The sequence below is a fragment of the Boudabousia liubingyangii genome (assembly GCF_001907245.1).
Classification (GTDB): domain Bacteria; phylum Actinomycetota; class Actinomycetes; order Actinomycetales; family Actinomycetaceae; genus Boudabousia; species Boudabousia liubingyangii.
Window position 1 is genome coordinate 475,629 of the sequence record NZ_MQSU01000003.1, and the last position, 14,820, is coordinate 490,448.

Consider the following 14,820-nt stretch of genomic DNA (forward strand, 5'->3'; position numbering starts at 1 on the left):
TTCGGTGGTGGGTTCGGCCGTTGGTTCGGCCGTTGGTTCTGGGGTCGCTTCAACCGTTGGCGGTGCGGGTTTTTCTTTCGGTAATACCGTTACTGTCGCTGTAGAAGGAACTTCTTGGCCGAAATTATCTATGAACCTTACTTTGTAGGTTCCCGGAATGTCCTTATTAAAGTTGTCGTCATCTAGTACTTTAAAAGTGACTTTTGGCTGGAGCTTTTCGTACCAGTCGGCCCAAGTTTTTCTTCCTAAATCGAGGGAATTGACCGAAATAATTTGAGGACTATAGTATCGGGGGCGTTCCATCTTGTAATTGCTACTAATGTAAATGCTATTTGCATCCTCAGCCTCAATAACCTTTAGGCGCTGCATGAGTGATAACGTCTCGTAGGGTTTATTGGAGGTGTCGCTATCGGTGTAGTAAATATAATCTACTAGTCCCTGAGCGTTTACCTCTGCACCCCAAAGGGTGACTGCGTGCCGGTACCCGCCTGAGTAGTAAAGTTCGAAGCCAACTGCCCGGTGATTGGCCAATGCATTAACTACGTAGTCTGAGAACTGCTTTTTCGCGTTGCTAACCGGAAATTTCTTGTAATTAGTTAGTTTCCCGTTCTTCTCAAGATCTTCTTGATTGAAGACTTTAGAAAAGAATCCCTGAAAACTCTTACCAAAGGCCTCATCTTTAAAGGGGGCATTCAGCTCTGAGTTTTTCTTACCGGTAATAAACCAGTGATTACCCCCGGTAGGGTAGCCACTCTTGTCAATAAAGTGCTCAGAGAAGTAATCCAAGATTGCTTGGTAATCCTGCTCATTATAAGGATCAGTCAAGCTATGTCCGGGCATGAGTTCTTTGGAAACCTCAGGGTAGGTTTCGAAATACTTGTCAATATAGGGTCGGTTCTGCTCAATCCACCACATAAGCTGGTTTGCGCTGGTGGCTTTCCAGCAGGCTAGGTTGTCTCTGCCACCACTTCCGTACGGTCGCTCCGTATCGCGGAAGTGCTTATTGGCGTCAAACCAACCACTGTCGGGGGTCCAGCGAATAAAGTCATTCTCCCAGAGTTCGTACCATTTCCCCGCCGGGGGGTTATCCCAATCGTTCCCTGGGAGCTTCTCTACTTTGCTGGGATCCCCCAGTGCCGGAATATTAGTTCCGTAGACGGTCATTACCGCTGGAAAGGATGGCTTTTCCGGAGCTAGTATCCCCGGCATATTTTTTAGCTGATTCGCTTCGATTAGTGACAGCAGATCAAGTTCCTGCCCCTGTTCAATGGTTTTATCTTTCGTGACTACTTGATAGCTCGGGTTGGCAGGTGTCTGTTCGGCTGCTTGGGCGTTAAAAGTTGCCGAGGTGGCCAACAGGCTCAGGCTGCAGGCGGCAGTAAAGATGGAAAGGGAAAACTTGGATAACTTTTGCATACTGTCACAGTTCCATATTGCTTAAAAATATCTGAGGGAAGCTTTCTCGTCCGCTAGCATGGTCCTGTTTCCGGTAGTGGGAAGGGAAGCTTTCCATGGGAACTATAGCAGAATCTAGGCATCTAACTGGGATAGATTCTCACTTGAGAACTCGTAAGTTTGAGCAGGCAAATACTTGTAAGACAAAAAGCTGGCGCAGTGAAAGGAAAACCTAATCACTGCGCCAGCTGCACAGATTTCATGATCTTGCGATCAAGTCTCTAATGACGTTTCTTAGCCGCTAAAACTCAGGCGAAGATCGGAGCCTTTTCAGAATCCGGAATCTCTTCGTCCAGGGCGGTAGCCATACGCTTCCACACGAAGACAATCGCCAGTAGGGTGACCAGCATCGTGAAGAAACCAACCCAGCTATTGCCCGAGGCGGCCAACGCAATGTAACCCACTAGGGAAGCGGACATACAGGTTAGCGCGTAAGGCAACTGGGTACGTACGTGCGTAATCAAGGATGAGGACGCACCGGTTGCCGAAAGGATGGTGGTATCGGAGATGGGGGAGCAGTGGTCGCCCATTACCGAGCCGGCTAGTACCGCACCAATCGCGGGAATCAAGTACTGCGGAGCACCCACGCTGATAATCAAGTCGCCAGCGATCGGGATTAGCAGACCGAAGGACCCCCAAGAGGTACCGGTTGAGAAGGACATTAGGCAGGCCGCAATAAACATGACCGGAATCAGCCACTGCGGTGCAAAGTTAGCGTTCTTCACTAGATCACCCAAGTAGCTGCCGGTGCCTAGGTCGGAAATCAAGGAGCCCAAGGACCATGCAAGTAGCAGGATGATGACGGCCGGAACCATGGAGCGAGCACCCTTGACGATACCCTGACCGAAGACCTTCGAGTTGAAGGTCTTGTTATTACGGGTCTCAACAAAGTACAGGACCATAGCGGAAGCCAAACCTAGTAGGCCACCAATCATTAGGGATTCGGTAACCATGGTGTTCGCTAGCATGTCAATGACAGTCCAGGAGCCGCCGGAAACGCCACCGGTGACGAACATGGCGCCCACAACGCCCACGATTAGAGCGATGAAGGGGATGACCAGGCTGCGGATCTTACCTTCCGGGTGTACCGGCAGGTCGTCACCAAGCTCGCCGGGGATTTCATCCGTAGCGGCGTAGGTTTCACCCTCGCGAATCGCGCGGTGTTCTTCAGTGCGCATCGGACCAAAATCGATGCCGAAAGTGATCATCAATAGGACCATAAGGATGGCGCTGATGGCGTAGAAGTTGGTGCCGGCAGCACCTAGGAAGACGTGTACTTCGCTCTGGTTAATACCTGCGGCCACGACGATCGGGGCCAACAGGCCGATAATCGAAGCGCCCCAGGAAGAGAATGGAGCCAAAACGGCGACCGGAGCGGAAGTAGAGTCAATGATGTAGGCCAGTTTGGCCCGGGAAACGTTGTACTTATCGGTGACGGGCTTAGCGACCTGACCAACGGCTAGGGCGTTGAAGTAGTCATCGATGAAGATAGCAATACCCAAGATAGCGGCAAGGAACTGAGCGCCCTTGCGGTTCTTGATCTTACCAGCGGCCCACTTAGACAGGGCCGCCGAACCTCCTGACATCAGAATCAGCGCGGTAATTACGCCCAAGATGAGCAAGAACAACAGGATGTAAATCTTATCCGTGTTCAGTGCCCCTTCGGACCAGAAAATACCAGCGAAGGCACTCCAAACTTCCTTCAGAGTGCCTAGGGGGGACAGATCAGTGACCAGCGCAGCGGCCGCCACAATACCGATGCCAAGGCTCAGCAGAACCCGGCGGGTAACAATCGCTAACACAATCGCGACTAACGGCGGAATCACCGTTAAATAAGGGTATGCCTCTAGCATTGCTTTCTCCCATCATTGTTTAATGTGTTAGTGCGCTAAGGTAACTGCAATTTCCGCTCAAAGCAAACGCTTTCGGGGAAAATGTAACCTATATTGCATATAAAGTATTTTTTATATAAAATATTTCTTATGAATCCGAAGGTTGTGCATGAGAAAACTTCCCCGCAACGGGAATGCGCTCCAGTGGTCCCGCTTTTTAAAGCGTTGGCGCACCCGGTGCGAACTGCCATCGTGCATCGCCTAGTAGAAGGACCGGCTGATGTCTCTCAGTTGGTCGAACTAGTAGAAGAATCTCAACCCCTGGTTTCGCATCATCTAAAAGTCCTACGGGATGCCCATTTGGTGCGTATAAATCGAGTTGGACGAAATTCTCACTACGAACTCATTGATGAACACGTTGCTCGCATCTTCATGGATGCTTTCAACCACGCAAAGGAACACGACCATGACTGTAAACACTGAACACCGCCCCGCTGAAAAGCACAATCACACCCACGGCCCCGGCTGTGGCCACGAAGCTCGCGTCCACGGCGACCATGTTGACTACCTGCATGACGGACACGCTCACCGTGAAGACGGTGGTCACTACGATGAATGCGATACCTGTGCATGTGGCGACTGTGATGACGTCTGCGCCGCCTGTGAATGTGACGGCTGCACCTGCCCGACCTGCAACCACAACGAATGCCAGTGCGAGCACTGCGACGACATCTGCAATAACTGCGTCTGCGTAGATTGTGAATGCCCGACCTGCGTCCACGCAGCCTGATCGCAAAAGCGACTTCTAAAAACTTGACCCACGGTAGGTTTGGGGAAATAGGCCTTAAATAATAGGTTCAGTAATAGGGTGGTGCTGATTTTCAGTGCCACCCTATTACTGTCTGAAAAGCTGCGACACGGTTCGGGTATTAAGTCCCGGGCTGCGTTAGGGTGGATAGAACATAAACGAAGTAGCCCAAGGGATAAGACCCGGTAGCTAACCGCTTAAATGTTCGCCGCTGCCGGCACCATTACAAGGAGGTCAAAGTGCCCGATTCCAATCTAAACCCAAACTTCTCTGCTAACTCGGAATCCTCCCAAAATGCTGACGCGCAAAACTCCCATGCAGAGCACTTGAACCTTCACCCCTAGATATGAGTAAGTATGATCCGGAATCGGAGCTTTCAAAAACCGAGTTCGAGTGGATGCTGGTCGACCCAGAAAAATATCGCCCGGCCTTCCTGGCCCGCCACGCCGCCGGTAACCTCAAGACTCCCACGGGCAAGTTCGTCTTTGTGACGAAGGAACATTCTCAAGACTTCTTCGAAAATGTTGTCCAGCGGGTTCACCCGGGCGACACCATCGTCCTACTGGACCCGGGTGCCTACCATGATCCGGACCAGCGCCCATTCATCCTGCCTTACCCCGCCGAGGGGGATGACACTCCAGCTATTTACGCCACCGGTAAGAGCCGCCTCGACATGTACGGTTGTATGGTCTCCTATCCGGCAGAGTGGAACCGTTACGTGGTCATTGCCGAGGGCGGCATCACCTTCCTTGCCAGGCATAGTGGCCTAGCTTGTGTGCGCCTAGGTGGGCAAGGAACCAATGGGCACCTGCAGGATTGCTTTACGACCTCGTTAAAGGTTTCCCAGGGGGCCAAGGTGGTCTCTAAGGAAGGGCATTTCTGCGGTATTAATAAGTCTAAGGACCTCTACGACTTGCGCGTTGAGGGTGGCTCGATCGTGATTGAGACGATGCGAGCGGCCAATAATGAACGAATTGCCGCCGGCATTGAAGATGGCGTCCTCGCAATCGCACAGTGGGAGATCCCGGCAGAAACCAAGCTGCAGTTTTATCGCATGAGCCCACTGGCCATCATTGAGGTTCCGCAGCATCCGAATAGTTCAATCTTGGATTACTAATGGGGTTTACCAGCCGAAGGTGCTAGCCGGGTTTGTTTACTGGAAGTGCTAGCCCCGTTTTCCACAGTTTTTGATTCCACATTCTTAGTTTTCAAGGGCAGGAAAATCTATTTGGATATGGAACAATGGGTGCTATGAATGATTCAGCGCAGACTCAGCAAGAAACCTACATGTACCCGCATATTGAGCCCTACCAAGCTTTTATGCTGCCGGTCAGTGATGATCAGAAGCTCTACGTCGAATGTAGCGGTAACCCTGATGGTATCCCCGTAATCTTCCTACACGGCGGCCCGGGTGGCGGCTCGAACCCCATGCAACGGCGGAACTTCAACCCGGATCTATACCAGATCATTCTCTTTGACCAGCGCGGTTCTGGGCGCTCACTGCCTCATGCATGGGAACCCGAAGCGGACCTCAGCACCAATACCACCTGGAAACTGGTTGAAGATATTGAGGCTATCCGACTACACCTAGGTATTGAACGTTGGGTCGTTTCTGGTGGTTCTTGGGGCTCGACCCTGTCCTTGTCTTATGCTGAAACCCACCCAGAACGCGTCCTCGCCCTACTGCTACGCGGGATTTTCACCTTGCGGAAAGAAGAACTGGATTGGTTCTATGAGGGAACCGGCGCGCACATGATTTACGCCGATGAGTGGGAAAAGTACGTCGCGGCCGCCGGACCCGATGTGAAACCTGGCGGCTATATCCAGCGTTACCACGAACTTCTGAGTAATCCCGACCCGGAAATCCACGGACCTGCAGCTCTGGCTTGGACCACCTGGGAGGCTGCTACCTCAACCCTGCTGCCTGATGAACAGCACGTCGATGACGTCCAAAACCCCAGCTTTGCCACCACCTTCGCCCGCATTGAAAACCACTTCTTCATCAATCAGGGCTGGATGGAGGACGGGCAGCTAATCGACAATGCCACCATCTTGGAAGAGCACGGAATCCCCGGCATGATCGTACAAGGCCGCTACGACGTAGTCTGCCCCATGAAGACCGCCTGGGACCTGCATAGGAACTGGCCCTCTTCAAAACTATCCATCTCGAAGGATGCCGGGCACGCAATGGGGGAGTCGACCACCATGTCCCAGCTAACCCGCTACGCTGACGAATTGGCAGAACTGCTCTCCCAAAAGAGCTAGCGCCAGCAAGAACTAGCGTAAGTAAGAGCTAGCGCCAACAAAAACTAACTAAAGGCTGCTAGCTAAAAGTCCTAATAGTCGAATAGTAAGAGAAGGCATCACAGTGTCCGCGATCATCGGTTCAGAAGGCTTTAAAGCAGCACCTTGGTTTGACCAGGGGCGCTTCGGCCTGTTTGTTCACTTCGGACTCTATTCGGTCGCTGCCCGACACGAATGGGTAATGACCAGAGAGAAAACCCCGGTTCACGAATACGAACAACTAACGCAAGCTTTCGATCCGGACCTGTTCGATGCCCGCCGGATTGCCGCCCAGGCCAAAGCTGCCGGGATGGCCTACGCCGTCCTAACCACCAAACACCACGAAGGGTTCTGCCTGTTTGATTCTGAATACACAGACTATACCGCGCCCAAAGTCTGTGGCAGAGACCTAGTCAAGGAATGGGTGGAGGCCCTACGCGCCGAAGGTCTCAAAGTCGGCTTCTACTATTCCCTGCTTGATTGGCACCACCCGGATTTCATCATTGACCATAATCATCCGCGCCGGGACGACCCTGACGCGCGCCAGCAGAACCGCGAAAAAGACTGGGAGCGCTGTCGGGAATACCTACACCACCAAGTCACTGAACTACTGACCAACTACGGCCAGATCGACTACATGTTCTTTGATTTCTCTTACCCGTGGGAAGCTGACGGGTGGCCCGGTAAAGGCGCACAGGATTGGGATTCGGCAGGATTGCTGGAACTGTGCCAAAAATACCAGCCGCAAATGCTCATCAACGATCGCCTGGATCTGCCCGGTGACCTAGTCACGCCGGAACAGTACCAGCCGTCCGAGCCCATGACCGTTGACGGCAAACCCGCCCGCTGGGAAGCCTGCCAAACCTTAAATGGCTCCTGGGGGTACGACCGAGACAATACCCGCTTCAAATCAACTGAGATGATTATTCAGATGCTGGCAGATACGGTCTCAAAGAACGGGAACCTGCTACTAAATATTGGCCCGGACGGACGCGGAAATATTGCCCCCTACGATGCTAAGACCCTCACTGAAATTGCAGACTGGATGCACCTGCACGCCCCCGCCATTAAGGGCGCTGGAGCAGTCAAGGACCGCAGCCTAATCCCACCGGGGATGGTCGCCACCCAAAGAGGCAATCGGATCTACCTATTCCTATTCAGCTACCCCTTCGGACACCTGCACCTACCCAATGCGGCGGGGAAAGTTACCTTTGCCCGGTTCCTGAACGATGGTTCGCAGATCCGCTGGGAACAGTTCGACCCGGATCGAGAAGCCCTGACCACTGAACCGGGTGGGCAGCCAGCTGGCACACTTACCCTGCAACTGCCGACCCGTGCGCCTAGCGTTTCAGTCCCAGTAATAGAGTTGTTTTTAACAGACTAAGTGTCAGATTTTTTAATCACACTCGATTTACTATTGAGGTAGACCTAAATTTTTTCTCTGTTCTGAACAGATTTCGTGGGCCTTGATCATTGCCGTTCAAGCCACTTGAACTGTCCAGAGTTTCTAAGTTAAGGAGTTTAAGTTTTTGAGCTGTTTTACAGCCTTTAAGGGTAACTTCCACGACCCGGAAGCGGACTTCCTAGAAGTGCCCTCTTCTTTCCGAGGGGGCGCTGGCCGATTCGCGCCGTCACCCACGGGTGATTTACACCTAGGGAATCTACGTACGGCAATCTTGGCGCATGCCTGGGCTAAAGCCACCGGCCGCCGCTGCCTATTACGTGTTGAAGATATTGACCGGGTCCGCTCCGGTTCTACTGAGCGGCAACTAGAACAGTTACAGCAACTGGGATTGCGCTACGACGCGGCACCGCTAATCCAGACGACCCGTACGGAAGCTCATCACCGTGCGATCGAAACCTTAAGAAGTCGTGGTTTCCTATTCGAATGCTACTGTTCACGTAAGGACATTCAAGAAGCTGCCTCAGCTCCACACACCCCGCCCGGACATTACCCGGGAACCTGCCTGCACCTATCCGAGGAAGAACTGGCACAAAAACGTGAACTTTTTGCCCAGCAGGGGCGGCAACCAGCTCTGCGTCTGAAGGTCCCCGAAAAGGAATGGACAATTTTCGACGAATTACATGGGGACTACACGGGGCCGGTCGACAACGTCGTAATCCGCAGAAATGACGGCGCAGTCGCCTACAACCTTGCCGTAGTAGTAGATGACGCCTACCAGGGAATCGACCAAGTAACCCGCGGGGATGACCTACTATCTCAAGCTCCTACCCAGGCGGCGATTGCGCATGCCCTAGGCTTGGCAGAACCTGTCTACGTCCATGTGCCGCTGGCGCTAAACCAAGAGGGCCAGCGTCTTTCGAAGCGAGATGGGGCCGTAACTCTCCCAGACCTGCAGGAGCAGGGGATCGAAGTGCCGCAGGTAGTAAACCTGATCGCTCGTTCACTCGATCTGGGGCCACAGGTTGATGCCTGCCAGAGTGTTACCGACCTGCTGCAAGTGCTAGATGAATCCACTTTGAGGCGCATGCCTTTGCACCCCTGGGTCTGGGACGGTCAGATCTAAACCCGAAAAACGGACTTAATCCGAAAAGCTGGCTACAAGCAGATAAAGCGACTTAATCCTGCAGGCCAGCTTAGACCTGGTCCGCAGGCATAATCAGCATGGTGTCGATATTGACGTGTGCCGGCAGAGAAGCAACCCAGCGAACGGCCTCGCCAATATCTTCCGCCTGCAGGTTCAACTTGCCTTCATAAACCTGGCGGGCCCGTTCTTCATCTCCCTTAAAACGCAACAAAGAGAAGTCCGTTTCCACTCGCCCCGGATCGATCTCGCATACTCGCAAGGGCTTATCGTGGGTTTCTAGACGCAGGACGCGGCTCATCGCGGCCACGCCATGCTTTGCGGCATTGTAGCCAGCCCCGCCCACGTAGGGGACTCGTCCCGCTACCGAACCAATATTAATAACTAAGCCATTTGCTTCAAGCAGCGCGGGCATCAGTGCCTTGGTCATACGCAAAGTGCCCAGCACGTTCGTGTCGTACATCCAACGCCAATCTTCCAAGTTGGCATCTTCGATCGCGTCTAAACCGCGGGCCCCACCAGCGTTATTCACCAGCAGGTCGCAGGCGCCCAGTTCGGCGGCGAATTTCTCTACCGCCTGATCGTCGGTCACGTCCAACTGGACGGCGCGCCCGCCAATCTCAGCGGCAATCTTCTCCAGGCGTTCTAAACGGCGAGCAGCCAACACCACGGTCCAACCATCAGCAGCCAAGGCTCTAGCGCAAGCCTCCCCAATGCCGGCCGAAGCCCCGGTCACCACAGCGATTTTCTGATTGTTTTTCATATTTCTATCCTAGTCCTTTTCCAAAGCGGGTAGTTCATCATCCAAGGTCGGGTAGGAGGCCTGCGCCCCGTACCCCTGGCAAGCAAAACTGGCGACCCGGGAAGCAAAACGCGCCGCGTCAACTAGCCCGGCGCCCTCGGCCAGTTTTGTTGCTAGCGCGCCCACGAACGCATCGCCCGCCCCGGTAGTGTCCACCGGTTTTACTGTCGCCGCGGGAATAGCAGTCAGCTGGTCGTCTGACTGTGCCACCAGTGAGCCCGACTTCCCCAAGGTGATCACCACTGATTCCAGACCCTGTGCCAGCAGTGCCCGAGCCATCGCCTCAAAACGTTCCGGTCGAGCGCTTTTCGACCCGACAATCGAATCAGCGTTCGCTTCCGGGTTGGCGGCAGAACCTGCCTCGGAACTTCTCGCCAAGTTCGCCTTCGAACCTGCCGCAGTATTTGCTTCCGGACTTGCCTTCGAACGCACCTCAGCACTTGCCGCAGTATCCCCCTCACCCGTACCTGGAACCGGTACGCCCAAAGTTTCCAGCACCTGCGCGGCCTCGTGCTCATTAACGATCAGCGGGTTGGCCCGTTTAATCACTCGCTCCGGCAGAGGAATACTGGGGGCCACGTTGAGGATAAACCGCCCGGTGGTCAGCTCTGCCACTCGCTCGATCCCATCAACGGGGATTTCGCACTGGCAAACCACAATCTGGGCCTCGCGAATCGCGGCGGCTTTCCGGTCCACAAAATCACGGTCAACTTTTCCGTTCGCCCCGGGGGAGACAATAATCGAGTTCTCAGCTTCCCGGTCGAGGTTAATAATGGCGACGCCGGTTGCGCCCGCCAGGTTTTCCACCTGGGAAAGGTTCGTCCCGACCTGCTGCAGTCCACTTAGTGCGGTTTGCGCGTTCGCGTCCGTGCCGACCGCACCAACCATGGTCACCCTTCCTCCTAGGGCCGAGGCCGCGGCCGCCTGATTAGCGCCCTTCCCGCCAGGCAGGTAGGTAACGTCGTCGCCCATGACGGTTTCGCCCGGGTTGGGGCGACGGTCCAGCTCAACGCAGATATCAACATTAAGGGAGCCCACGACCGTAATCTTTTGGGGCTGCCCCATTTTGTGTGCCTCAGTGGTAGCGGACTTCTCTGGGGCGGTATCGGCTTTCGGCGGTGCCGGTACTGCCGCCTGCGGGTTACAGATCCGATCCGTAATTAGGTCCGCTAATGGACGGTCCGTGTCTAGAACGATCCGAGTATTCGCGCCAGGAACATCCCGATAACCAGCCCGCTGAGTCCGCAGATCAGCAATGGTCTGCCCCCGAGCCGGCCCGTCACCGGTTTCGACAACGGTCGGAACAAGCGGGGAATGAATCGCTTTGATATCACCTACGGCAATGGCGACCGCTAGGGGATCGTGTAGCGCACAGCAGCGCGCCCCATAAATATTGGAATAGAAATCGAAGTAGATATTCAGGATTTCGGCCAGTGCCTGGGCGACGGGTCGGTCCGAACGTGCCATCTGTTCGCGATGCTTTTCTTCCAGGAAATGCTTCATCGTCACGTCTAGGCCTACCAAGGTAATCGGCCACTTAGCGGCGAGGACGACCTGCGCGGCCTCGGGATCGTCAAGAATATTAGCTTCCGCGGCGGGCGTCTTATTACCGGGTGCGTAGAAGGCGCCACCCATAATGGTCACCTGCTTGATACGGGCGGGTAGGCTGGGGTCGAGGTCGAGTGCCTTGGCTAGGTTTGTAAGTGGCCCTACCGCAATAACTTCTAGTTCACCCTGATATTGGTGCGAAAGTTCGATTAGAAATTCGGGGGCGCTTTTGTCGATCGGTTTGGCTTCTGCGGCGGGTAATTCAAGATTGCCGAGGCCGTTGGCGCCGTGGATGGGGACAGGTTGCGATAGATAGTCGCGGTTACGGAAACGCTTTTCACCGATTGCTACCGGAATATTCGGGTGGCCTGCTAATTGAAGTAGGCGCAGGTTGTTGTCGGCTGCTTGCTCAGCGAAGGTATTACCGCAGACCGTACCGATGCCAACTAGGTTGACGCTGGGGAAGTCTAGTAAATAGATCAGGCCTAGGGCGTCGTCAATGCCGGTGTCGCAGTCGTAATATACGGGTCGGTTAATAGCTTCGTTGATAGTCATGCTCATCCTTTGAACGTTGATAATTAAGGATAGCAACTAGGGTGGAGTGGGTAAAAAATTGTCCTTGGTCACGATTAGGGTTTTCGCCTAGACAAGACCCGCTATGGTCACTAATATTTTTCAAGTTGGTTCACGGGAAACCGGTTGAATCAGGAAGCTAACTGAATCAAGTGCTCCGAATCACAAACGATTCGACTTGCGAAGCAAGAAAGAGTTTTGGTAAAGTAGTTTCCCGGCGCTGATGCGCTGAAGAGATACCTCTTCTGAGTTTATCAAGTAATAATCGCTTGAGAAAGCTTGGTTGTGGGGGTGTTGTTTGATAACTCGATAGTGTTTTTGTTTTTTTACTTTTGTTTTGTTTTTATTTTTGTTTGTCAGTTTTTTTGTTTTTATTTTTTTGGTTGGGATTGGCCTGGATGGGTTTGACCTCTTTTTTGGGGTTGGGTTTGTTTGGGTTTTTTCTTTCCGTTTTTGAAGAATGATATTTTTTATTGTTTTTTGTTCGGAGAGTTTGATCCTGGCTCAGGACGAACGCTGGCGGCGTGCTTAACACATGCAAGTCGAACGATGAAGCGGTGCTTGCACCGTGGATTAGTGGCGAACGGGTGAGTAACACGTGAGTAACCTGCCCCCTTCTTTGGGATAAGCATTGGAAACGGTGTCTAATACTGAATATTCACACATGGGCGCATGTTTGTGTGTGGAAAGTTTTTCGGTGGGGGATGGGCTCGCGGCCTATCAGCTTGTTGGTGGGGTGATGGCCTACCAAGGCTTTGACGGGTAGCCGGCCTGAGAGGGTGACCGGTCACACTGGGACTGAGATACGGCCCAGACTCCTACGGGAGGCAGCAGTGGGGAATATTGCACAATGGGCGAAAGCCTGATGCAGCGACGCCGCGTGAGGGATGACGGCCTTCGGGTTGTAAACCTCTTTCAGTAAGGACGCAGGGGCATCTTTGGGTGTTTTGACGGTACTTGCAGAAGAAGCGCCGGCTAACTACGTGCCAGCAGCCGCGGTAATACGTAGGGCGCAAGCGTTGTCCGGAATTATTGGGCGTAAAGAGCTTGTAGGCGGTTTGTCGCGTCTGTCGTGAAATCCAGCAGCTTAACTGTTGGCTTGCGGTGGGTACGGGCAGACTAGAGTGTGGTAGGGGAGACTGGAATTCCTGGTGTAGCGGTGGAATGCGCAGATATCAGGAGGAACACCGATGGCGAAGGCAGGTCTCTGGGCCATTACTGACGCTGAGAAGCGAAAGCGTGGGGAGCGAACAGGATTAGATACCCTGGTAGTCCACGCCGTAAACGTTGGGCACTAGGTGTGGGGGGCTTTTTGGTCTTCTGCGCCGTAGCTAACGCATTAAGTGCCCCGCCTGGGGAGTACGGCCGCAAGGCTAAAACTCAAAGGAATTGACGGGGGCCCGCACAAGCGGCGGAGCATGCGGATTAATTCGATGCAACGCGAAGAACCTTACCAAGGCTTGACATGCACTGGAACACTGCAGAGATGTGGTGGTCTTCGGACTGGTGTACAGGTGGTGCATGGTTGTCGTCAGCTCGTGTCGTGAGATGTTGGGTTAAGTCCCGCAACGAGCGCAACCCTTGTCTCGTGTTGCCAGCACTTCGGGTGGGGACTCGCGAGAGACTGCCGGGGTTAACTCGGAGGAAGGTGGGGATGACGTCAAATCATCATGCCCCTTATGTCTTGGGCTTCACGCATGCTACAATGGCCGGTACAGAGGGTTGCGATACTGTGAGGTTGAGCTAATCCCTTAAAGCCGGTCTCAGTTCGGATTGGGGTCTGCAACTCGACCCCATGAAGGCGGAGTCGCTAGTAATCGCAGATCAGCAATGCTGCGGTGAATACGTTCTCGGGCCTTGTACACACCGCCCGTCACGTCACGAAAGTTGGTAACACCCGAAGCCCATGGCCTAACCGTTTTTGCGGGGGGAGTGGTCGAAGGTGGGATTAGCGATTGGGACGAAGTCGTAACAAGGTAGCCGTACCGGAAGGTGCGGCTGGATCACCTCCTTTCTAAGGATTCTTGACAAACGCTTTATTAAAAGTAGAAAGCATTTTTCCCTGACCTGGTTTTTGCTGGGTTGGGGGCACTATCGGGTTATTGGATTGCACCCTTGTTTGGGGTTGTTTTTCCTTGGCTTTTCTGCTGGGGGTCGGGCCTTTTTGGTTTGGTTTCTGGTGGTTGTGGTCTTGGTTGTTTGTTAACTGTATAGTGGACGCGAGCATCTTAATTTTATATTTTGTTTGTTTTGTGTGTTTTGTTTGTGTTGGTTTGTTAGTTTTTAAGGGCATTCGGTGGATGCCTTGGTACCAGAAGCCGATGAAGGACGTGTTGGCCTGCGATAAGCCTCGGGGAGTTGGCGAATGAGCGTTGATCCGGGGGTGTCCGAATGGGGAAACCTAGCCAGGGGTTAAGCCTGGTTACCTGCATCTGAATTGTATAGGGTGTAGGAGGGAACGCGGGGAAGTGAAACATCTCAGTACCCGTAGGAAAAGATATTCTGTGAGTAGTGGCGAGCGAAAGCGGATGATGGCCAAACCATGGGCGTGTGATACTCGGCAGGGGTTGCGTTTGTGGTGTTGTGGGAGCAGGATTGATTGGGTCTGCCGGCCTTTTCGCATAGTTATAAAGTGATAGTTTAGGTGAATAGCATTGAATGGCTGACCGTAGTGCGTGATAGTCGTGTAATCGTATTTCTATTGCCTATGTTTTTTGTTTCCCAAGTAGCACGGGGCTCGTGAAATCTCGTGTGAATCTGCCCAGACCACTGGGTAAGCCTGAATACTTTCTGGTGACCGATAGTGCATAGTACCGTGAGGGAATGGTGAAAAGTACCCCGGGAGGGGAGTGAAATAGTACCTGAAACCGGGTGCCTACAAGCCGTCAGAGCCTCCTTTTGTGGGGTGATGGCGTGCCTTTTGAAGAATGAGCCTGCGAGTTAGTGGTGCGTGGCGAGGTTAACCCGTGTGGG

General features: G+C 53.4%; 10 protein-coding genes and 2 rRNA genes (1 of these 12 cut by a window edge). 8 read left to right on the forward strand and 4 right to left on the reverse strand.

What is annotated here, in order from left to right:
* Together BSR28_RS09125 and BSR28_RS06820 are read right to left on the reverse strand one after the other, a co-directional pair.
* Nucleotides 1-1,416: IdeS/Mac family cysteine endopeptidase (locus BSR28_RS09125; protein WP_198928939.1), on the reverse strand; the 1,416-nt coding region annotated here is incomplete at its 3' end.
* A 287-nt stretch (nt 1,417-1,703) separates the two neighbouring features.
* Nucleotides 1,704-3,308, reverse strand: a complete 1,605-nt coding sequence (locus tag BSR28_RS06820) for a Na+/H+ antiporter NhaC family protein (RefSeq protein WP_073709187.1) — start codon at nt 3,306-3,308, stop codon at nt 1,704-1,706.
* Between the two features lie 129 nt (nt 3,309-3,437).
* On the opposite strand from BSR28_RS06820, the gene BSR28_RS06825 reads away from it, so the two are divergent.
* From BSR28_RS06825 to gluQRS, 6 genes are all read left to right on the forward strand, one after another.
* Entirely contained in the window at nt 3,438-3,770 is a 333-nt protein-coding gene (locus tag BSR28_RS06825; RefSeq protein WP_073709186.1) for an ArsR/SmtB family transcription factor, read from the forward strand.
* The gene (locus BSR28_RS06830) at nt 3,754-4,077 is read left to right on the forward strand and encodes a hypothetical protein (RefSeq protein ID WP_073709185.1); all 324 of its coding nucleotides are present in this window, start codon (nt 3,754-3,756) and stop codon (nt 4,075-4,077) included. Before BSR28_RS06825 ends, BSR28_RS06830 begins: the two co-directional genes overlap by 17 nt.
* 364 nt (nt 4,078-4,441) lie before the next feature.
* Entirely contained in the window at nt 4,442-5,212 is a 771-nt protein-coding gene (locus BSR28_RS06835; RefSeq protein WP_073713722.1) for a hypothetical protein, read from the forward strand.
* Nucleotides 5,213-5,346: 134 nt separating this feature from the next.
* Complete coding sequence (gene pip, locus BSR28_RS06840; RefSeq protein WP_233120627.1) at nt 5,347-6,360, forward strand: prolyl aminopeptidase; 1,014 nt, start codon at nt 5,347-5,349, stop codon at nt 6,358-6,360.
* A 103-nt stretch (nt 6,361-6,463) separates the two neighbouring features.
* Entirely contained in the window at nt 6,464-7,762 is a 1,299-nt protein-coding gene (locus BSR28_RS06845; protein ID WP_198928941.1) for an alpha-L-fucosidase, read from the forward strand.
* A gap of 205 nt (nt 7,763-7,967) precedes the next feature.
* Nucleotides 7,968-8,906 carry a tRNA glutamyl-Q(34) synthetase GluQRS gene (gluQRS, locus tag BSR28_RS06850; protein WP_073713752.1) on the forward strand — a complete coding sequence of 313 codons (939 nt, stop codon included), beginning with the start codon at nt 7,968-7,970 and terminating at the stop codon, nt 8,904-8,906.
* Between the two features lie 70 nt (nt 8,907-8,976).
* Here gluQRS and BSR28_RS06855 read toward each other — a convergent pair whose 3' ends face one another.
* Nucleotides 8,977-9,687, reverse strand: a complete 711-nt coding sequence (locus BSR28_RS06855; protein WP_073713723.1) for an SDR family NAD(P)-dependent oxidoreductase — start codon at nt 9,685-9,687, stop codon at nt 8,977-8,979.
* Between the two features lie 9 nt (nt 9,688-9,696).
* The gene (locus BSR28_RS09130) at nt 9,697-11,829 is read right to left on the reverse strand and encodes a PfkB family carbohydrate kinase (RefSeq protein ID WP_073713724.1); all 2,133 of its coding nucleotides are present in this window, start codon (nt 11,827-11,829) and stop codon (nt 9,697-9,699) included.
* 499 nt (nt 11,830-12,328) lie between these two features.
* On the opposite strand from BSR28_RS09130, the gene BSR28_RS06865 reads away from it, so the two are divergent.
* Together BSR28_RS06865 and BSR28_RS06870 are read left to right on the forward strand one after the other, a co-directional pair.
* Nucleotides 12,329-13,861: ribosomal RNA gene (locus tag BSR28_RS06865) — 16S ribosomal RNA — on the forward strand.
* Nucleotides 13,862-14,120: 259 nt separating this feature from the next.
* Nucleotides 14,121-14,820 (forward strand): 23S ribosomal RNA (locus tag BSR28_RS06870); it runs 2,493 nt beyond the window's last position.
* The 16S and 23S rRNA genes sit together here, the layout of an rRNA operon.